This window comes from Entomomonas sp. E7T21 (genome assembly GCF_058693955.1).
In genome coordinates this window covers 2,731,928-2,751,342 of record NZ_CP191672.1, presented here as the reverse complement: position 1 = coordinate 2,751,342, position 19,415 = coordinate 2,731,928, and the positions used below count along the sequence as shown (strand labels likewise).

Genomic DNA, 19,415 nt, shown 5'->3' with positions numbered 1-19,415 from the left:
ACATAGTTGTTTAATAAGAAACCCTTTAATAAGACTACTAAAGGGTTTTTTATGGTTATAAATTAGTTTTCTTGTAAGTTATGTAGACGTTCTTTAATCCATTCAATACGACTCTTACGTTTATCTAATTGTGAACGACCAAAGCTTTCAGTAATACGATCAAGTACTACTGCTAAAAGAACAACAGCTAAGCCACTTTTAAATCCTAAACTAATATTAAGGGTATTTAAACTGCCATTAACTAGTTGTCCTAAGCCTTCGACGCCCACCATAGAAGCAATAATAACCATAGAGAGTGACATCATTAAACATTGATTTACGCCTGTCATAATAGAAGGCATAGCATTGGGTAGTTGTACTTTAAATAAGAGTTGCCAATATGTACAACCAAACGAACGACCAGCTTCTAATAGTTCTCTATTCACCTGTCTTATTCCTAAGTGGGTCAGTCGTACAGCGGGAGGCATAGCAAAAATAATGGTAGCAATAATACCCACACTATAACCAATACTAAATAACATGGTAACGGGTATTAAATAAACGAAAGCTGGCATAGTTTGCATTAAGTCGAGAATTGGGCGTACTACATACTCTACATAACGGCTTTTGGCCATACAGATACCTAATGGAATACCAATAATAAGACTGATAAGCGTAGAGCTTAATACTAAGCCTAAGGTAATCATGGTTGCATCCCAGTATCCTACAGGTTTGCCTAACTCATAAAGAAGATAAGGTAAATATAAGTAAGAAATGGCAGAAATAATATAAGTAACTCTATTTCGCCATATACTCAGTACAGATAACCAAATGGCAAGTAACGATAATTCCCAAAAGCCATTAGCAAAGCCATAGAGAATAAGCAGTAAAGCAAGCGCAGTAAAGATAGCAAAACGATAGCTAATTCGCCAAAATGCTAACCCCACAAAAACAGCAATAACTAGCCAAGGTGGAATAATAAGCAAAAAAGCTTCAATCGTTTTACCAAGATACTCTAAACTATCCCCAACAGTATTAAAAAAAGTGCCACAGTTATTTTGTAAAAAGTCGACACCACGTTCAATAGCATCGCCCAAATCAAACTCAATGGTCATTGTTGGCTCCATATAATGCACTTAATACTTGTGCTTCAGAAATAAAGCCACAATGTTTATTTTGTTCATCAACAACCAATAATGCTTTTTTATTCATAACTAAGTTTTCTATAACATCTGATAATAAAGTATTAGCAGAGATTGATTCCAAGGGAGTAGGTTGTTCTGGAGGTAATGGAACAGCAATATCAATTGCTTTAATAAAACGGGTAGTATCAATGGTATCAAAGAAACTACGCACATACTCATTAGCAGGGTTATTAATTAGTTGCTGAGGTGTACCTGTTTGAACTAAGCAGCCATCTTGCATAATAGCGATTCGTGAGCCAATACGTAGTGCTTCCTCAATATCGTGGGATACAAAAATAATCGTCCGGCGATGCTCTTTTTGCAGCTGTAAAAGCATATCCTGCATTTCCCGACGTTTTAATGGGTCTAATGCGGAGAATGCCTCGTCCATAATGAGTATAGAAGGATTGAGAGCTAATGCTCTAGCCAATCCTACACGTTGTTGCATACCACCTGATAATTCATGAGGATATTTTTTAGCAAAGGTAGCTAATCCCATTTGCTCAAGTACTTCCATCGCTCGTTTTTCACGTTGTTTACGTGGTACTTTAGCGACTTCTAGTCCAAAAGCTACATTGCCTAGCGCTGTACGGTTGGGCAATAATGCAAAGGATTGAAAAACCATACTCATTTCGCGACAACGTAATGCAATGATTTCTCTAGTATTTAGTTTGAAAATATTACGATTATCAATCAATACTTCACCTACTGTAGGTTCGTATAATCGATTAATAAGACGAGCAAGGGTAGATTTACCAGAACCAGATAACCCCATAATTACAAAGATTTCTCCCTCATTAATTTCAAGAGAAACATTGTTAATACCTACTAATAGCTCTTTTTCTTCAAGAATTTGTTCTTTTGACCATCCCTGTTGTAATAGCTCTATAGCTTCTTTGGGGCGGTTACCAAAAATCTTGTAAAGGTTGCGAACCAATATTTTTGGAGATTGCATTGAAATTCCTTGACTCTACCTAATATAAGTATCTAATGATCAATAATTTAGCCATTATACTGTATTTATACTAATATTGTGGTAGTGGTCTTGCCTTAATTTAATATTATTAATTTAGCTATAACTTCAGCAATTTAGTAAATTAGAACAATAATTTTAAGCAACTAGTATTGGCTGTTAATGTCTAATTAATCTAAACAGTTAAACCCTATATATAAGAAAGTAAAATAGATATTAAATAATAAAGAATTTAATATAGAAGTATTGATATATTTATATTGGTAGCTTATAGGAGGTGTTCTATGAGAGTCATTTTAGTAATAGTTATTGGGCTAGTATTGGCCGCTTGTACAACAGCGACTACGCAAAAATATGATGCAGTATTAAACAATTGGCTTAATAAACCAGAGATAGAGTTAATAAATAGTTGGGGAGCTCCTGATAATGTATATGAATTAGGTGATAAAAAATTTATCGCTTATTACTCTCAACATAACAGATATATCCCTAAAACTACTTATCGTTATCAGCCGTTTTTCGTAGGTGGGTGGCCTTATTATGATCCTATAGATGATACCTCTTATCAGGTTATTGCTGAAATTTGTAAAACAACTTTTACCATTGAAGCTGAAAAAATAACCAACTGGAGTCATCAAGGAAGTGGTTGTGTTACCGAATAGATTTTTACCAGAAAGTTGTTATTTATAATAAAAAAAATAAATAATAGGTAAGAAGTGTTATAACTTTATTGATATAAGGAAATAATAAATAGTTATAAGCATAATCAAATAAATTCAGTTTTTTTGATCTTGGTTGGTGTTTTGTCTTGTTACAATTTCCTATACTAAATACTCGGTTATTTTGGGAGCACGATTTGCCAATCCACTCTGAAAGTTATTAACAGTAGTAAGATTGACAGTATCAAGTTTTTGGGAATTACCGTTTTAGGCCTTTTAATAAGGTATGTTTGTTTAATAATATATTATAAAGAAGTAAATCTGGAGTTGGTTATGGCAGAACGTGAAATTGGCACTGTTAAATGGTTTAATGATGCTAAAGGATTTGGATTTATAGTGCGCGATAATGGTGTAGATGTATTTGTGCACTATCAAGCTATTCGTGGTGAAGGGCATCGTTCTTTAACAGATGGTCAAAAAGTGGAGTTTTCAGTAGTGCAAGGACAAAAGGGACTGCAGGCTGAAGATGTAGTTAAAGTATAATTAAGCATATAGTGTTACAAAATCCTAACTTAGTTAACTAAGTTAGGATTTTTTTTGTGCAATTGTTAGAATTAAGAAAGTTACTTATAATGAATAAATATAACTGAATGTGTTTTGATAACACGCTATTGTCTATTGATTATATTTTTGAATAGCCCTAGGGGATGATGTTGATGAAAAAAATATTAAGTTGTTCTATGTTAGCTCTTGCTATTGGTGTAACAGGCTGTACATCTACAAATACAACCAGTGGTGGTGCTGTGGGTGTAGAGCGTAAACAATATATGTTTAGCATGTTATCAGAGCAAGAAGTCAATAATATGTATGCTGAAGCTTATGCAGAAACTTTAAAAGAGGCACAGGCTCAAGGTGCTTTAGTAAGTAAAAATGATAAGCAAATGAAGCGTCTTCAAACAGTTGCTAATCGTTTAGTAGCGCAAGTAGGTACTTTCCGTCCTGATGCAAAAAATTGGAAATGGGAAGTTAATTTAGTTAAAAGTGATGAAATTAATGCTAACTGTGGTCCAGGTGGCAAGATTATTTTCTATACAGGCATTATTGATACATTACAGTTAACAGATGACGAAATAGCTGCCATTATGGGCCATGAAATTGCCCATGCATTGCGTGAGCATGGTCGTGAGTCAATGTCTAAAGCGTATGGTGTAGGTGCGGCAAGTGAAGTTGCAGGTATGTTTGGCGTTAAAACAGATAGCATTAATTTAGCCCAAACAGGCGTTAACTATTTAATGACTCTACCTAATAGTCGTACTAATGAAAATGAAGCAGATTTAATAGGTTTAGAACTATCAGCTCGTGCGGGTTATAATCCAGAGGCTGCTATTACTTTATGGCAAAAAATGAATAAGTTAGGTGGTTCTGGTCCTGAGTTTATGAGTACCCATCCATCTAATGATAATCGCATTGCTTCTTTACAAGCTACCATGCCAAAAGTAATGCCATTGTATGAAGCTGCTAAGAAAGCTAAATAAAAGCAGCTAGTATTAATAAAAAAGGACTAACTAAGGTTAGTCCTTTTTTATTGCAGAATTATTTTTCTATGGTTGAGTTTGAGTAGCTATTGTAAACAGCATCCCTAATATCATTAGGGAATTGTCCATACATTCCTTCTAATGCAGTATTAGTGAAAATAACAACTGCTATTTTTTTTACAGGATCGTAAAACCAATTATGACCATAAACACCACCCCATTGTATAGTTCCTTGTGATTGCGGTGTCTTAGCTAATGTAGGGTTTTCTAAAATAGCTCCACCATAGCCAAAGCTCCAGCCTAAATCATAAGATTGGGCTAAACCATTGGTTTGGTCTTTTAACATTTGTTGTACTGTAGAGCCAGTTAAAATAGGTTGACCATTATCTTCTATGGCTTGAAGAAAGTGCATAAAATCTGGAGCAGTTCCTAACATTCCTGCGCCGCCAGAAGGATATGAGTTAAGATTAGCATAGCGATTAGGCACAAAAGAAATCTTACTTCCTCCCATAATGGGTAGTTCAGTCTGTTCTTTCATGGGTTGCGGTTCTGGATTATCGTTAGTATAAGGTGTAGCTAAGCGATCAATAGCATTAGTAGTAAAGCCAGTATCTTGCATGGCTAAGGGTTTAGTAACATAAGTTGCTACTACTTCTGATAAGGGTTGATTAGTGGCTTTACTTAATACCGCTCCTAATACATCGATAGCAAGGGAGTATTTCCAATTAGTACCTGGTTTATAAATTAATGGTACACTGGCAATACGCTGTAAGTTTTCTTCCATTGATAAACCAGGTTGATCTAAACCGTCGGAAACTTTTGCTTGATGATAAGGACCTGTATCGCCTTCAAAAAAACCATAGTTTAAACCAGCCGTATGAGTAAGCAATTGTTTGATAGTAATAATTGGTGTTGTTCCATCAGCCAACTTTGGTTTGAAATTAGGTAGGTATTTAGTAACAGGATCATCCAAGCTAATTTTGTGTTCTTCAATAAGTTTTAAGGCAGCCGCTGTTACAAGAGGCTTGCTAACAGAAGATAAACGAAAGATAGTATCTAATGTCATAGGGCGCTGTGCTTCTCGATCAGCAAACCCCGCCGCTCGTTGGTAGACTAGTTCACCATGCTCGCTTACTAATACCACTGCACCTACTATGCGTTGTTCATCAATTGCTTGATCTATGACTGTATTTAATCGCTCAGTTAACTCTAATTGATTAGCAAAAGTAGTTGTAGGCAATAAAAATAATAATAGCCAAAAAAATATAGGGGTTGTAGAGTATTGCTTCATAACATTATTCCCTTTGCTTATGGTAAGTTATTTAGACCAGTATAAGCCAATAGTTAGTTCAAACCTATATATTCTTTGATTAGGCTACATTAGTTGCTACTAAAGATATTCTGATTAAATGTTATAAAATAATACTAAGATTTATTGATAATGAAGGTAGAAATAATTAATTAACTAACTATTTCTACCCTGAACATTAATCCTAGATAGTGATTGCTTGATAGATAGCAAAGCCAGCCATTGCTACAAATAATAGCGCAGCCACAATATGAATAGCTCTTAATGGTAGTTTCTCTGCACTAAAATTACCTAATAATACAGCAGGGACATTGGCTATCATCATGCCTACTGTAGTACCTGCAACTACCCAGAATAAAGAATTATATTGGGCAGCTAACATAACTGTTGCGATTTGAGTTTTATCACCCATTTCAGCGAGAAAGAAAGCAATAAAAGTGGCGACAAAGGGGCCAAACTTTTTAATAGCAGAACTTTCATCGTCATCTAGTTTATCAGGAATTAGTATCCAGATGGCCATAGCAAGGAAACAGGCAGCCAGAATCCAACTCAGTGTTGTAGGTGAGAAAAGAGCTGTTAACCAATGACCAACAGCACCAGCAATAAAATGATTAGCTAATGTGGATAATAGAATGCCTAAAATAATGGGAATAGGGGCACGAAAACGAGCAGCAAGTACTAAAGCAAGAAGTTGTGTTTTATCACCCATCTCAGCTAAAGCAACAATACCAGTAGAAACTAAGAATGCTTCCATTAGACTTTCCATAAGGGTGGGACAATTTTACTATGACACATATAACCAGCCCACCCAACAAGTCTGGTTATCTATGCCATAGGTCTTGTCAAACCGTTAGGTCGTTTACACCATGATCAGGAGGATCAAGTATGTTGATGTAAACCCAGTTAAAATGTAACTGGAGACTACTCCCCTAAGGACGAGGTGCATTTTGCCTTAAAAAAAGTTAATTTGGCAAGTGTTAATTGTGAACTGGCAAAAATTACTTATAAATTATGTAAATAATTTATGCTGTTTTATAGAAACTAATCCATATATAAATTAATTAGAGTAAACTATTATTTTTAAGTCGTATAAGTAAGTTTTTAATAATGGCTATTGATCCTTTTAATCGCTTGTCCGTTAATCAAGAAGTATTAACGGTTACCCAATTAAATCGCTGTGCACGCTCTATGTTAGAGGAGGTGTTTGCAGGCGTATGGGTTGTGGGTGAAATTTCTAACTTAGCAAAGCCAGCATCGGGTCATATTTATTTCACCCTTAAAGATCAAGATGCGCAAATCCGTTGTGCATTATTTCGCCAGCATGCATTACGAGTAAGGGAGGCTTTACGTGATGGGGTAGCCATCAAAGCCTATGGTAAAGTTTCTATATTTGAAGGGCGTGGTGATTATCAACTGATTGTTGAGCGTTTAGAGCCTGCTGGGGATGGTTCGTTAAAATTAGCTTTTGAGTTATTACAGAAAAAACTAGAGCAAGAAGGATTATTTGCTGCTGATATTAAGAAAACTTTACCACAACACCCTAAACGAATAGGTATTGTTACTTCGCCAACAGGTGCTGTGATTCGTGATATTGTGAGTGTATTTAAACGTCGTGCACCACAAGTAGAGTTAATATTAGTACCTACGGCTGTGCAGGGTAAAGAAGCTACTGCACAAATAATTAAAGCGTTACAGCTAGCTGATAAGCAGCAGTTTGATGCGATTATTTTAGCCAGAGGCGGTGGTTCTTTGGAAGATTTATGGTGTTTTAATGAAGAAGTCGTTGCACGTGCTATTGCTGCTTGTGTAACGCCTATTGTCAGTGGCGTGGGACATGAAACAGATGTAACTATTGCTGATTTCGTGGCTGACGTACGTGCGCCAACACCCTCAGCTGCAGCAGAATTATTAGCACCTCATCATCAAGACTGGTTGGCAACGCTTAATCAATTACAACAGCGTTTAGAACGAACTATTAGGGAACGCTTAACACGTTATCAATTAACTGTTGATGGATTTACTAAAAGATTACGCCATCCTCGTGACCAGTTACAACAACAAACACAGCGTATTGATGATTTAGAAATGCGTTTAATAAGAAGTTTTAAGCAGCAATTACTGACTTATCGCCAACATATTACACAGTTAGATAGTCGTTTATTAGCACAACATCCAAAGAAACAGTTACAAATTAGTCAACAACAAATTATAGTTCTACGGCAACAGTTAAAACGTTTAATTCAAGATAAATTAAAGCAAGTACAATTACAGTTGGCTAGTCAAGTACAAGCATTACAAATAGTTAGCCCATTAGCTACCCTTGAGCGTGGTTATAGTATTGTATTAACTGAAAAGGGACAGGTTGTGCAAGAGTCATCAAAAACTACAGTTGGACAAAAGTTAACAGTTAAACTCTATAAAGGTGAGTTAAAAGTTAATATATTAGATAATCAACAATATCCTGTTAATTTGTCACTATTAGAGGATTAAAGTACGTAAACTAATTCATAAGCCAAATGAATCAGTGCCACTTTTTTTCCTTGTTTATTAATTCGTTCCTCAATATCAAAAGGTGTAAAACCTAATTGTTTATAAAGTAACAGTGCAGCAGAGTTTTCATTAAAACAAGAAACCTGTACTTGATTTGCTTGGTAGTGTTCACGCGCTTTACGAGTCATGGTTTTCATAAGGTATTTAGCAATTCCTTGACCACGTAATTTAGGATTTATTATAACATTGCCTATTTTACAGCAACCACCTGACTCCCAATGGTAAAAATCTGCAAAACCTGCTATTTCTCGATCTTTTTCTATAACAGTGGCGTGGGTGCGTTGATCAATCGCTAACATCAACTGTTCCACAGTTAAGGGATAGTCTGCTTTAGGATAAAAGAAAAACAATTCTTCGGGTGTTTGTGGAAACTGGCAAATGATTGCTAAATCATCCTGTTGGACAGATCGATGTATAAGCATTATTACTACCCATAATTAAATTTATGGTTCGATTATACTCTTTTTATAGCTCAATCATATTAACAAGGAATTTTGCTATCAGTTAATCCTTTTTAACAATCAATAATATCCTGCATAATATATTATCCATTTTAATGATTAGTATTGTTTTGTTGGGGATTGGGTTATGTATAAGTTATGTTTTTATGTGCCTGAAAGTCATTTACAGCAAGTTAAGCAAGCAGTTTTTGCTACAGGGGCAGGGCAAATAGGTGATTATGCTGAATGTTGTTGGCAGGTATTAGGCAAGGGGCAGTTTAAGCCACTAGAGGGTAGTAATCCCTTTATTGGTAAAGCAAATAGCCTAGAGCATGTGGAAGAGTGGCGAGTGGAGTTGGTAGTAGCTGATGAGCTGATTATTAAGGCAGTGGCTGCTTTAAAAGCAGCACATCCTTATGAAACACCAGCTTATGACGTTTGGCAGTTAGCAGATTTTTAATAATTATAAGCCACAATCAGAAGCAAAGAATAATTCTTCAGCAATAGGTTTATTGCCTTTTTCAGTAAATTGATAGCTTAAAATTGCACCACGTTTTAATAAATCGCGGTAGCCTTCATTTTTACAAACACTTTCGGCTAATTGGCTTCTCATGGTATTTGGGAATTTACGCATTTCTTCTGCTTGTTTATCAGATACTTCAATGCGATTAATGAGGGTATTATCCTGTACAGTATATCCTTTATCTGTTAGGTCATCATTAATTTTACGAGGTATACCTTCACTACTTTTTTTAGCTACAGTTTGTAGGGTTTGATGTAAATTGTAGTCTTTTAAAGAAGCAGCATTTACCATAAAGGGTAATGCCAAGCTAACAATTAAAATACTTTTACGAATCATTGAAAATTCCTCTAGTTATATTCAAATTAGCAATATTGTACATTATTCCTTAAATTAAGATCGTGTATAGCTGGGCAAGTTTTGCTATAATTTGCTACTTTATTTTTCAGTGTACCCTGCTTCGATCATATTTCCATGAAATTTATTATTAAGTACTTTGCTGAGATTACTATTAAAAGTACTCCAGTACGTAAGCAATTTGTTAATCAGTTGGCCAAAAATATACGTTCAGTTTTAAAGAAACTGGATCCTAATATACGTGTGACTAGTAAATGGGATTATATCGAAGTTAATACAACAATGAATGACTCTGCTAGTAAGGCACAATTAATAGAAAAGTTAAGTTGTATTCCTGGTATTGGTTCCTTTTTGCAAGTGGTTGAATATCCATTAGTTGATATTGCTGATGTGATAGAAAAATGTAAATATCATTTTGCTGAGCCAATAAAGGGTAAAACATTCTGCGTACGCTGTAAGAGGGCAGGTAAACACAGTTTTACCTCCGTTGAAGTGGAGCGAGAAGTTGGCGCAGGATTAATAAAAGACAGTTCTCCTAAAGGTGTATCATTAACTAAACCAGAAGTTGAAGTACGTCTTGAAATTCGTGATCAACATGTTTATTTAGTTGAACAATCTTATAAAGGATTAGGTGGTTATCCACTGGCCTCTTTAGATCAAGTATTAGTGCTGATGTCAGGTGGATATGACTCTACTGTTGCTGCTTATCAAATGATTCGCCGTGGTTTAATGCCCCATTTTTGTTTTTTTAATTTAGGTGGGCGTGCTCATGAGTTAGGCGTAATGGAAGTAGCTCATTTCTTGTGGAGTAAATATGCTAGTTCACAGCGAGTGATGTTTATTAGCGTACCCTTTGAACAAGTAGTGGGCGAAATTCTTACTAAAGTGGATAACAGTCAAATGGGTGTTATTCTTAAACGTATGATGTTACGTGCGGCCACACAGCTTGCTAAGCGTTATGAGCTAACTGCGTTGGTAACAGGGGAAGCGATTTCTCAAGTATCTAGCCAAACCTTAACCAATTTAACAGTAATTAATCAAGCAACGGATATGTTAGTTATTCGCCCCTTAGTGGCCAGTCATAAAGAAGATATTATTGCTACAGCGGAGCACATTGGTACGGCTGAATATGCGCGTCATATGCCAGAGTACTGTGGTGTTATTTCAGTTAATCCTACTACTCGTGCTAAGCCAGAGCGTATTGAGAGAGAAGAACAACGTTTTGATTTTACAATACTTGATGAAGCGATTGCCCAGGCTAAGTGGGTGACAGTTGATCAAATTATGGAAGAGTTGGATAAGGATATTAATGTTGAGCAAATATCAGAAGTACTTGCAGGGCAAATAGTAATAGATATCCGTCATCCAGATCAGGCAGAAGATCAGCCATTAGTGGTAGAAGGGGTTGAAGTAAAGCAGATACCTTTCTATGCTATTAACCAACAATTTAGCAAATTAGACGAAAATCGCCAATATTTACTGTATTGTGATAAGGGCGTAATGAGCAGATTACATGCACACCACCTATTAAGCGAGGGACATATTAATGTGCGTGTATATCGTCCTTAAATACTCTATGCATTTTGCAAGTAGTGATCGTCACCACCCACCCGACACAACCTGCTAAAAATAACAGCGTTACCAAACAACTTATTTTATTCATTTTTATTTGAGATTTTATTGTGATTGAGAACTTACGCAACATTGCTATTATTGCCCACGTTGACCATGGAAAAACAACCATTGTTGATAAATTATTGAGACAGTCGGGCACATTAGAGCGTAAAGAATTAGATTCTGAGCGTGTGATGGATAGTAATGATCAAGAAAAAGAACGTGGTATTACTATTCTAGCTAAAAATACAGCAATTAGTTGGAATGGCTATAACATTAATATCGTAGATACCCCTGGCCATGCTGACTTTGGTGGTGAAGTAGAGCGTGTAATGTCAATGGTAGACTCTGTTCTATTGTTAGTTGATGCTGTAGATGGCCCTATGCCACAAACTCGCTTTGTAACGCAAAAGGCTTTCCAAGCTGGCTTAAGACCTATTGTGGTAGTTAATAAAGTAGACCGTCCTGGTGCACGCCCTGATTGGGTGATTGACCAAGTATTTGATTTATTTGATAACTTAGGTGCTACTGAAGATCAGTTAGATTTCCCTATTGTTTATGCTAGTGCGTTAAATGGTATTGCAGGGCTTGATCCTAGTGAAATGGCAGAAGATTTAACACCTTTATTCCAAACCATTATTGATCGTGTACCAGCTCCTAAAGTGGATGTGGATGGTTCATTCCAAATGCAAATTTCTGCTTTGGATTACAGTAGCTATTTAGGCGTGATTGGTATTGGTCGTATTGCACGTGGTAAGATCAAAGCTAACTCACCTGTTGTTGCTATTGATATGAACGGTAAAAAACGTAATGGTCGTATCTTAAAAATTATGGGCTACCATGGTTTACATCGTGTTGATGTAGAAGAAGCACAAGCAGGTGATATTGTTTGTATTAATGGTTTTGATCAACTATTTATTTCTGATACTTTGTGTGACCCACAAAATGTTGAAGCTATGCCAGCCTTAACAGTAGATGAACCTACTGTAAGTATGACTTTCCAAGTAAATGACTCTCCTTTTGCTGGTAAAGAAGGTAAATTTGTTACTAGCCGTAATATCAAAGAGCGTTTAGAGAAAGAGTTATTACATAACGTTGCTTTACGTGTTGAAGAAGGTGATTCAGCTGAGAAGTTCAAAGTTTCAGGCCGTGGTGAGTTACATCTTTCTGTATTAATTGAAAGTATGCGCCGTGAAGGGTTTGAGTTGGGTGTATCTCGTCCAGAAGTGATTATTAAAGAAGTAGATGGTGAGAAACAAGAGCCTTATGAGAATGTAACCATTGACCTTGAAGAACAACATCAAGGCGCTATTATGGAACAAATGGGATTACGTAAAGGTGATCTCTCGAATATGATTCCTGACGGTAAAGGTCGCGTTCGTTTAGAATATACAGTACCTTCACGTGGCTTAATTGGCTTTCGTAACCAATTCTTAACCATGACTTCAGGTACAGGTATTTTAACCAGCACTTTTAGCCACTATGGCAAAATGAAAGAAGGTGATGTAGAGCATCGTCAAAGTGGTGTATTAGTAGCTATGGCAGCAGGTAAAATCTTGGCCTACTCATTAACTACTTTACAAGACCGTGGACGTTTATTTGTTGAGCCTGGTATGGAGTGTTATGAGGGTATGATCGTGGGTATTCACTCACGTGGTAATGACCTTGTTGTTAACCCTACTAAAGGTAAAAAACTAGATAATATGCGTGCTTCGGGTAATGATGAAACTATTCAATTAGTACCACCTATCAAGTTTACTTTAGAGCAAGCATTAGAGTTTATTGATGATGATGAATTAGTGGAAGTAACACCTAAATCCATCCGCTTACGTAAGAAAATTCTTGATGAGAATGATCGTAAACGTGCCGAGCGTAGCAAAGACTAAAGTTAGTTTAGTTAAAAAATCCCCAGCATAGTCTGGGGATTTTTTTATAGATGCCTTAAAATTTAATGTTATAAAACAATAATTAGTGTTTAATTAAATTGTATATTGAGTCATGGTTGATTGATAGGTAAAAGTCTCCTTTTAAATGTAGGTTGGTAAAGATATGAAAGAGCCTTTTGCAGTGGATAAAACGAAGGTTGGGGCATTGGATCAGAGTTTATTAAATCAGAAGACAATATTAAATGATCAATACTTAATTAATTTACAAACTTTCATTTATGCTGCACGTTCTCTAAGCTTTCAAGCAGCTGCAGAAAACTTATATTTATCACCTAGTGCGGTTAGCCATCGTATCGGTAAATTGGAGAAACAACTAGGTTTTTTATTATTTCATCGTTTTGCTCGTAAAATAAAATTAACGAATGAAGGGGAACGTTTATACGGCGTATTAAAAGATAGCTTTGCTAAAATTAATCTAGAAATTCAGGATATTCGCAGTAATGAATTATCTGGTTCATTAAATATTTTCTCTCATCCCAGTGTTGCTGAGGATTGGCTTATTCCTCGGTTAGTCGATTTTACTCAACGCTATCCAGCAATCCAATTAAATATTCGGACAGGTAATGAACAGGCTAATTTTCAATCGCAAGCTATTGATGTAGCACTTTATTACAGTAATGGGCATTTTCCAGGTTTTAATAGTGAATGCTTTATGGAAGAAGAGATTTTTCCTGTATGCAGTCAAACTTATGCAGCTCAGTATAATTTAATTAACCAACCAGAAAATCTAGCAAAGTGTACTCTATTACATGATGCCAAAGCATGGCATTTTGCAGCTTTGGATGCAGAGTGGCATATTTGGTGTAAACAAATGCACATAGAATTACCAAATAGTCGTTCAGTCATTACATTTGATAGTTCTAGATCAGCCGCCTATGCTGCTATTTATCATACAGGGGTTGCTATGGGGCGTTTACATTTAGTACATAACTGGTTAGCAACAGGTCGGCTAATAACACCTTTTGCAATTCCAGCATTAAAAACTCATTTTCATTATTATCTTGTGTGGCCAAGACTACAACATATTCCACCTAAATTAAGTGTGTTTTTAGATTGGATCAAACAGCAAGGTGCGCAAAGTGATAAAGAACATGTGGGTTCTTTTTAAATATAATAATTTCTCCTATAAATTAATATTTTGAGTTTTAAAAAGCATTAAGCATTTAACATGCTAATCCTCCTAGCAAGATAAATACCTATATAACTAGTTCTTTAATTTAATTCTAATAAAGAGTGATATAGGTCTACAGATGAAAAATATTCAGTTATGTACTGCAAATTTATCTTTTGTTGCCCTACTTTTAAGTAAGTATGATGTTTTTGTGGAAGATTTTTAGTTAGCTAATTACTTAAAATTGAATACTTGGGGGAAATACTTTATGTCAACTACCATGTTAGTTGGTATTTTAATCGTTGCTATTGCAATGATTGTCATACTAATTGTGAAATGTAAATTACATGCTTCTATTGCTTTAGTGTTGGCTGCGTTTTTTGTTGGTATTACTACAGGGATGCCTATTGATAGTATTCCTGATGTGGTTGAGAAAGGGGTAGGTGGTACATTAGGATTTTTAACCTTAATTATTGGATTTGGTGCTATTTTAGGAAAGATGTTGGAAGTCTCTGGTGGTGCTGAACGTATTGCAAGTACCTTACTAGATAAGTTGGGTAAATCCCGGGCAACATGGGTAATGATGCTTGTTGGTTTTATTGCAGGTATACCCGTGTTTGTTGAGGTAGGTTTTGTATTATTAGTCCCCTTGGTACTGGTAGTGGCTAAAGATGCTGGTATTTCACGTTTGAAAGTAGGTTTGCCACTGGCTGTATCATTAATGACAGTACATTGTATTGTACCTCCACATCCTGCTGCCATGTCTATTGCTGCTACATTAGGTGCAGATATTGGTAAAGTTATTGTATTTGGTTTATTAGTTGGTCTTCCTTGCGCAATTGTTGGGGGACCTCTTTTTGTTAAGTTTTTCTGTCGTAATGTGCTAGATAATGAGCCTAATGATCAAATGACAGCAACTACAGCAGCTTCTTTAAATAAACAATTACCCGGTTTTGGGATTACTCTTTTCACTATCTTATTACCACTGCTTATTATGGTAGGTAAAACATTATTAGTGATTTGGGTAGCTAAAGACTCTGCATTAATGCCAATGATTTCTTTTATAGGTAATCCCATTACGGCGTTATTAATTTCCGTATTTTTTGCTTATTGGAGTTTAGGTTTAGCAAGAGGGCTTAATTTAACTGAGTTATTAAGTATTTCAGAAAAAGGTTTTACGCCCATAGCGGGTATTCTACTTATCATTGGTGCTGGCGGTGCTTTTAGTGAAGTGTTAAGTGTCAGTGGTGTGGGTAATGGTTTGAAGGAAGCACTTTCTACATTGCCAATTAGTCCAGTAGTTTTAGCTTGGTTAATTGCAGCTTTACTTCATTTTGCTGTAGGTTCAGCTACGGTAGCTATGATCAGCGCAGCAGGTATTGTATTACCAATGCTATCTGGTCACCCTGAATTAAAACCAGAAGTGATGGCCATTGCTATTGGTGCGGGTGCTATTGCTTTAACTCAAGTAACAGACAGCTTTTTCTGGTTGGTTAAAGAGTATTTAGGGTTAACAATGACTGAAACTATTAAACGATTAACAGTAGCTACAACGCTTGCTTCTATTACAGGATTAGGTGGTGCTTTGTTATTGAATATGTTTCTTTAGCTTGAGGGTAATAAAATGAAAGAGATTCATGGTAAAACATTAGAACAATGGTACAAAGATTACCCATTGATTGAAGACTTAGTAAAATTACGAGAAGCTACTTGGTTTAATCCTGCTGTTAAGAAAACTGTTGAAGCTTTACCTGATGTTGGTCTTACAGTTGAAGATATTAAGGATGCTGCTGCAAGGCTAAAACGTTTTAGTCCTTATTTGGCCAAAGTTTTTCCTGAGACTAGGCATCAATTAGGGATTTTAGAATCTCCTTTAATCGCTGTACCTAATTATCAACAAGCACTAGATAAACATTATCAGGCGACTTCATCAGGAAATTTATGGTTAAAACTTGATAGTCATTTACCCATTAGTGGTTCTATTAAAGCTCGTGGTGGTATTTATGAAGTGTTAAAACATGCAGAAGAATTAGCTATTAAAGCAGGGAAGTTAGCATTAACAGATGATTATAGTAAGTTAGCAGATCCTGAGTTTAAGGCGTTTTTCTCTCAATATGCAGTAGCAGTAGGATCGACAGGTAATCTTGGCTTGTCTATCGGTATTATGAGCGCTAAGTTAGGTTTTAAAGCCAGCGTGCATATGTCAGCAGACGCACGACAGTGGAAAAAGGATAAATTAAGAGCACATGGTGTTAATGTAGTTGAATATGACTCTGATTATTCTGAGGCCGTTGCTAAGGGTCGTAAAGAGGCTGAAAATGATCCTATGTGTTATTTTGTGGATGATGAAAACTCTAAAAATTTATTCTTGGGTTATGCTGTTGCCGCCTATCGTTTGGCTGGCCAATTGCAAGCATTATCTGTAAAAGTGGATCAAGATCATCCATTATTTATCTATCTACCTTGTGGTGTCGGTGGTGGGCCAGGTGGTGTTGCTTTTGGTTTAAAAGCTCAGTTTGGTGATGCAGTACATTGTGTTTTTAGTGAGCCTACTCATGCCCCTTGTATGTTTTTAGGTGTGTATACAGGATTACATGACAAAACCTCAGTACAAGATTTTGGTATAGATAATATGACTGCTGCTGATGGTTTAGCAGTAGGTCGTCCTTCTGGATTTGTTGGTAAGGCGATGCAATATCTATTAGATGGTTATTTCACGTTAGATGATGATGAAATGTACCGTTTATTAGCATTATTAGCACAGCAAGAAAAGATCTATATAGAACCTTCAGCTGCTGCGGGTATTCCTGGTATATATGATGTATTGCGCGATAAGCAATATATTGAGCGGATGAAATTTACTCCTGAACAATTACAGCAAGCTACTCATATCGCTTGGGTAACAGGTGGTAGTATGGTGCCAGAAGCTGAAATGAAGCAGTATATTGAAAAAGGTGAAAACTTACTTAAGCAAGATAATTAATCATTTACGTCAACAACTAAAATCCTCAGCATAGCTGGGGATTTTCATTTTATGAAAAATAATTAACAGTAAGATAGTTGTAAATAATTGCTGTTAGAATAGAAGTTATTCATTTATTGATAGGGGATAAAGATGCGTTATTCACTTTATATTGGCAATAAAAATTATTCTTCATGGTCTATGCGCCCTTGGATATTGATGAAGCAGGCTGGCATTGAGTTTACGGAAGTTAAATTACGTATGGATTACCGTAATCCTGATTCAGCTTTTAAGCGATCGATGAGTGCCGTAAGCCCTACAGGTAAAGTACCGTTATTAATTGATCATGAACAAGGTGATTTAGCTGTTTGGGATTCTTTAGCTATTTGTGAATATTTGGCAGAGCAACATCCTGATAAACAGCTTTGGCCTAGTGATCTTGTCTTGCGTGCTAAAGCGCGAAGTGCTTGTGCAGAAATGCATAGTGGCTTTATGGCGTTACGCAGTGCATTAACATTTAATATAGAGGCTTCTCTAGCGAAGCAGGGTAAATTAATATTAAGGGATCAATCAAATGTAGTGACTGATATAGAAAGAATATTTTGCCTTTGGTCAGGTTTGTTAAGTCAGTCAAATGGTCCCTTATTATGTGGTGAGTTTTCAATTATCGATGCTTTTTATGCGCCAATATGTGCTCGTTTTCGTACCTATCAAATAGCATTACCTGAGCTTGTGGAACAATATGTTAGTCGCATAGAAGCATTACCTAGTGTAATGGCTTGGCAGAATGATGCTAAGAATGAACATGATTTTTTAGCTGTGTTAGAGCCTTATCGTTTGCAAGCTGATAATTAAAAAATACATAAAGAAATCCCCAGCGAACTGGGGATTTCTTTTGTTTTTAGCATGAGAGATTATTTTGCTTAAACAGGGAGGCAAGCCTACACAGAAGTGTTAATTTTTGCCAATGAGCTAATTTAATTATTATGGTTTACTACTTATATAATAAACGTATATTAATAATTAAATAACTCAATTGATATGCTTAAAAAAATAGTTATCCAACATGAAAAAATAACTATATTATTTAGAGCATCATCAATTCTAGTATCATTTTAACTAGTTTTTTAAGCTGAAAAAATACAACTTTGGATTAGTAAAACTAGTATGATCCTATGGATAAGTACAATACACTATCAAAGTATTATTGAAAAGAATGATTATTAGATAGTAAGCATTCTGAAAATCAGATAATGGTGGTAATAATGCCTCTTTCATTACGACAAATTAAGTATTTTGTGGCAGCAGCAGAAATAGGCCAAGTTTCACAAGCTGCAATTTATTTAAATATCTCCCAGTCATCAGTGACTACAGCTATTCAAGAGTTGGAAAGAATTTTAAATGCACAGTTGTTTGTACGTACCCCACAAGGTATGGTTTTAACAGATAGTGGTCGACATTTTTTAAATCATGCTTATGCTATTTTAGGGGCAGTAGAAGATGCAATAAATGATCCTGTTCCCACTAATGCAATTACTGGAACTTTAAATATTGCAGCTAGCTTTACAATAATAGGTTATGTTTTACCTTATCATATAAAACGATTATCTTTAGCTTATCCTAATTTAACCATTAAGCTACATGAGTGCACTCATAAGGAAATAGAGAAAGGGTTAGTTAATGGCCAGTATGATATGTCAATAGTTTCTGCTTCTAATATTGATTCAGATAAAATAGTAATAGAAAACTTATTAAATTCCCCAAGACATTTATGGTTGCCTGCTAAACATCCTTTAGCAGAGAAAGATAGTATTAGTTTTGCAGATATTGCAGATGAACCTTATATTCTTTTAAATGTAGCTGAAGCCGAACAAGTGAGTGAGAAATACTGGAAACAACACAATCACTCATTAAATATTCGTTTAACAACTATTTCTATTGAGGCAATAAGGAATATGGTAGCTAATGAGTCTGGTATAACTATATTGTCTGATATGGTTTATAGACCATGGTCTCTAGAAGGGAGACGTATTGTTACTAAAAATCTAGTAACGCCTGTTCCATCTTTAAGCATTGGTTTGGCACGGTCAGAAAACATGGAAATGACACCAAGTAGACGTTGTTTCCAAGAGTATTTTAGGCGGACTTATTTGACACCACAAGTAGTGGCTTCCCGTAATTAATAACAAAAAAATGAGGAACTTAACCCAGATTCACCTGCAGTGCGTTTTTAGGGTGGTAACTATGCAGGTGCTGGGCATTAAGAAAAATAAGTA

At 35.8% G+C, this 19,415-nt stretch carries 18 protein-coding genes and 1 riboswitch; of the genes, 12 read left to right on the top strand and 6 right to left on the bottom strand.

Features of this window, described 5'->3' with window-relative positions:
• Window positions 1–62 precede the first annotated feature (62 nt).
• Both ACQVD9_RS12990 and ACQVD9_RS12985 read right to left on the bottom strand, forming a co-directional pair.
• The gene (locus ACQVD9_RS12990; protein WP_264746371.1) at window positions 63–1,094 is read right to left on the bottom strand and encodes an ABC transporter permease; all 1,032 of its coding nucleotides are present in this window, start codon (window positions 1,092–1,094) and stop codon (window positions 63–65) included.
• Window positions 1,084–2,118, bottom strand: a complete 1,035-nt coding sequence (locus tag ACQVD9_RS12985; protein ID WP_264746370.1) for a quaternary amine ABC transporter ATP-binding protein — start codon at window positions 2,116–2,118, stop codon at window positions 1,084–1,086. The genes ACQVD9_RS12990 and ACQVD9_RS12985 overlap by 11 nt, the downstream gene beginning before the upstream one ends.
• Before the next feature lie 302 nt (window positions 2,119–2,420).
• On the opposite strand from ACQVD9_RS12985, the gene ACQVD9_RS12980 reads away from it, so the two are divergent.
• The 3 genes from ACQVD9_RS12980 to ACQVD9_RS12970 all read left to right on the top strand — a co-directional run bounded on the left by ACQVD9_RS12980 (window position 2,421) and on the right by ACQVD9_RS12970 (window position 4,330).
• Entirely contained in the window at window positions 2,421–2,798 is a 378-nt protein-coding gene (locus tag ACQVD9_RS12980) for a hypothetical protein (protein ID WP_264746369.1), read from the top strand.
• Between the two features lie 330 nt (window positions 2,799–3,128).
• Window positions 3,129–3,338, top strand: a complete 210-nt coding sequence (locus tag ACQVD9_RS12975) for a cold-shock protein (RefSeq protein WP_201090755.1) — start codon at window positions 3,129–3,131, stop codon at window positions 3,336–3,338.
• 173 nt (window positions 3,339–3,511) lie between these two features.
• Complete coding sequence (locus ACQVD9_RS12970) at window positions 3,512–4,330, top strand: M48 family metallopeptidase (RefSeq protein ID WP_264746368.1); 819 nt, start codon at window positions 3,512–3,514, stop codon at window positions 4,328–4,330.
• A 58-nt stretch (window positions 4,331–4,388) separates the two neighbouring features.
• Here the strand turns inward: ACQVD9_RS12970 and ACQVD9_RS12965 are convergent, their stop codons facing one another.
• Window positions 4,389–5,621, bottom strand: coding sequence for a serine hydrolase domain-containing protein (locus tag ACQVD9_RS12965; protein WP_264746367.1), 1,233 nt, complete (start codon window positions 5,619–5,621; stop codon window positions 4,389–4,391).
• Window positions 5,622–5,823: 202 nt separating this feature from the next.
• The gene (locus ACQVD9_RS12960) at window positions 5,824–6,393 is read right to left on the bottom strand and encodes a TMEM165/GDT1 family protein (protein WP_264746366.1); all 570 of its coding nucleotides are present in this window, start codon (window positions 6,391–6,393) and stop codon (window positions 5,824–5,826) included.
• Between the two features lie 23 nt (window positions 6,394–6,416).
• Window positions 6,417–6,581, bottom strand: a riboswitch (yybP-ykoY riboswitch).
• 165 nt (window positions 6,582–6,746) lie between these two features.
• Between ACQVD9_RS12960 and xseA the strand changes: the two genes are divergently transcribed.
• A complete protein-coding gene (gene xseA, locus ACQVD9_RS12955) occupies window positions 6,747–8,129 on the top strand; it encodes an exodeoxyribonuclease VII large subunit (protein ID WP_264746365.1) in 1,383 nt (460 codons plus the stop codon).
• Here xseA and ACQVD9_RS12950 read toward each other — a convergent pair.
• The gene (locus ACQVD9_RS12950; protein WP_413774160.1) at window positions 8,126–8,611 is read right to left on the bottom strand and encodes a GNAT family N-acetyltransferase; all 486 of its coding nucleotides are present in this window, start codon (window positions 8,609–8,611) and stop codon (window positions 8,126–8,128) included. The genes xseA and ACQVD9_RS12950 overlap by 4 nt on opposite strands.
• Window positions 8,612–8,777: 166 nt before the next feature.
• Here ACQVD9_RS12950 and ACQVD9_RS12945 point away from each other — a divergent pair, with 166 nt between their 5' ends.
• Window positions 8,778–9,089: a YqfO family protein gene (locus ACQVD9_RS12945; RefSeq protein WP_264746364.1), complete on the top strand. Its 312-nt coding sequence runs from the start codon at window positions 8,778–8,780 to the stop codon at window positions 9,087–9,089.
• 3 nt (window positions 9,090–9,092) lie between these two features.
• Here the strand turns inward: ACQVD9_RS12945 and ACQVD9_RS12940 are convergent, their stop codons facing one another.
• Window positions 9,093–9,488: a PA3611 family quorum-sensing-regulated virulence factor gene (locus ACQVD9_RS12940; RefSeq protein WP_264746363.1), complete on the bottom strand. Its 396-nt coding sequence runs from the start codon at window positions 9,486–9,488 to the stop codon at window positions 9,093–9,095.
• Between the two features lie 135 nt (window positions 9,489–9,623).
• Between ACQVD9_RS12940 and thiI the strand changes: the two genes are divergently transcribed.
• The 7 genes from thiI to ACQVD9_RS12905 all read left to right on the top strand — a co-directional run bounded on the left by thiI (window position 9,624) and on the right by ACQVD9_RS12905 (window position 19,322).
• Window positions 9,624–11,075, top strand: a complete 1,452-nt coding sequence (thiI, locus tag ACQVD9_RS12935) for a tRNA uracil 4-sulfurtransferase ThiI (protein ID WP_264746362.1) — start codon at window positions 9,624–9,626, stop codon at window positions 11,073–11,075.
• A gap of 113 nt (window positions 11,076–11,188) precedes the next feature.
• On the top strand, window positions 11,189–13,006 hold the full coding sequence (gene typA, locus ACQVD9_RS12930) for a translational GTPase TypA (protein ID WP_264746361.1): 1,818 nt from the start codon (window positions 11,189–11,191) through the stop codon (window positions 13,004–13,006).
• A gap of 163 nt (window positions 13,007–13,169) precedes the next feature.
• Window positions 13,170–14,174, top strand: a complete 1,005-nt coding sequence (gene dsdC, locus ACQVD9_RS12925; protein ID WP_264746360.1) for a DNA-binding transcriptional regulator DsdC — start codon at window positions 13,170–13,172, stop codon at window positions 14,172–14,174.
• 271 nt (window positions 14,175–14,445) lie between these two features.
• Window positions 14,446–15,786: a GntP family permease gene (locus tag ACQVD9_RS12920; protein ID WP_264746359.1), complete on the top strand. Its 1,341-nt coding sequence runs from the start codon at window positions 14,446–14,448 to the stop codon at window positions 15,784–15,786.
• A gap of 15 nt (window positions 15,787–15,801) precedes the next feature.
• A complete protein-coding gene (dsdA, locus tag ACQVD9_RS12915; protein ID WP_264746358.1) occupies window positions 15,802–17,160 on the top strand; it encodes a D-serine ammonia-lyase in 1,359 nt (452 codons plus the stop codon).
• Window positions 17,161–17,292: 132 nt separating this feature from the next.
• On the top strand, window positions 17,293–17,994 hold the full coding sequence (locus ACQVD9_RS12910; protein WP_264746357.1) for a glutathione S-transferase family protein: 702 nt from the start codon (window positions 17,293–17,295) through the stop codon (window positions 17,992–17,994).
• A 410-nt stretch (window positions 17,995–18,404) separates the two neighbouring features.
• On the top strand, window positions 18,405–19,322 hold the full coding sequence (locus ACQVD9_RS12905; protein WP_264746356.1) for a LysR family transcriptional regulator: 918 nt from the start codon (window positions 18,405–18,407) through the stop codon (window positions 19,320–19,322).
• Window positions 19,323–19,415 lie beyond the last annotated feature (93 nt).

Bases quoted from the DNA above. Each gene is read 5' to 3' on its own strand.
- ACQVD9_RS12945 (WP_264746364.1), top strand. From the start codon at position 8,778: ATGTATAAGTTATGTTTTTATGTGCCTGAAAGTCATTTACAGCAAGTT.
- ACQVD9_RS12985 (WP_264746370.1), bottom strand. From the start codon at position 2,118: ATGCAATCTCCAAAAATATTGGTTCGCAACCTTTACAAGATTTTTGGT.
- ACQVD9_RS12970 (WP_264746368.1), top strand. From the start codon at position 3,512: ATGAAAAAAATATTAAGTTGTTCTATGTTAGCTCTTGCTATTGGTGTA.
- ACQVD9_RS12910 (WP_264746357.1), top strand. From the start codon at position 17,293: ATGCGTTATTCACTTTATATTGGCAATAAAAATTATTCTTCATGGTCT.
- dsdC (WP_264746360.1), top strand. From the start codon at position 13,170: ATGAAAGAGCCTTTTGCAGTGGATAAAACGAAGGTTGGGGCATTGGAT.
- ACQVD9_RS12905 (WP_264746356.1), top strand. From the start codon at position 18,405: ATGCCTCTTTCATTACGACAAATTAAGTATTTTGTGGCAGCAGCAGAA.
- ACQVD9_RS12975 (WP_201090755.1), top strand. From the start codon at position 3,129: ATGGCAGAACGTGAAATTGGCACTGTTAAATGGTTTAATGATGCTAAA.
- ACQVD9_RS12980 (WP_264746369.1), top strand. From the start codon at position 2,421: ATGAGAGTCATTTTAGTAATAGTTATTGGGCTAGTATTGGCCGCTTGT.
- ACQVD9_RS12950 (WP_413774160.1), bottom strand. From the start codon at position 8,611: ATGCTTATACATCGATCTGTCCAACAGGATGATTTAGCAATCATTTGC.
- ACQVD9_RS12920 (WP_264746359.1), top strand. From the start codon at position 14,446: ATGTCAACTACCATGTTAGTTGGTATTTTAATCGTTGCTATTGCAATG.
- thiI (WP_264746362.1), top strand. From the start codon at position 9,624: ATGAAATTTATTATTAAGTACTTTGCTGAGATTACTATTAAAAGTACT.
- ACQVD9_RS12990 (WP_264746371.1), bottom strand. From the start codon at position 1,094: ATGACCATTGAGTTTGATTTGGGCGATGCTATTGAACGTGGTGTCGAC.
- ACQVD9_RS12965 (WP_264746367.1), bottom strand. From the start codon at position 5,621: ATGAAGCAATACTCTACAACCCCTATATTTTTTTGGCTATTATTATTT.
- ACQVD9_RS12940 (WP_264746363.1), bottom strand. From the start codon at position 9,488: ATGATTCGTAAAAGTATTTTAATTGTTAGCTTGGCATTACCCTTTATG.
- ACQVD9_RS12960 (WP_264746366.1), bottom strand. From the start codon at position 6,393: ATGGAAGCATTCTTAGTTTCTACTGGTATTGTTGCTTTAGCTGAGATG.
- xseA (WP_264746365.1), top strand. From the start codon at position 6,747: ATGGCTATTGATCCTTTTAATCGCTTGTCCGTTAATCAAGAAGTATTA.
- dsdA (WP_264746358.1), top strand. From the start codon at position 15,802: ATGAAAGAGATTCATGGTAAAACATTAGAACAATGGTACAAAGATTAC.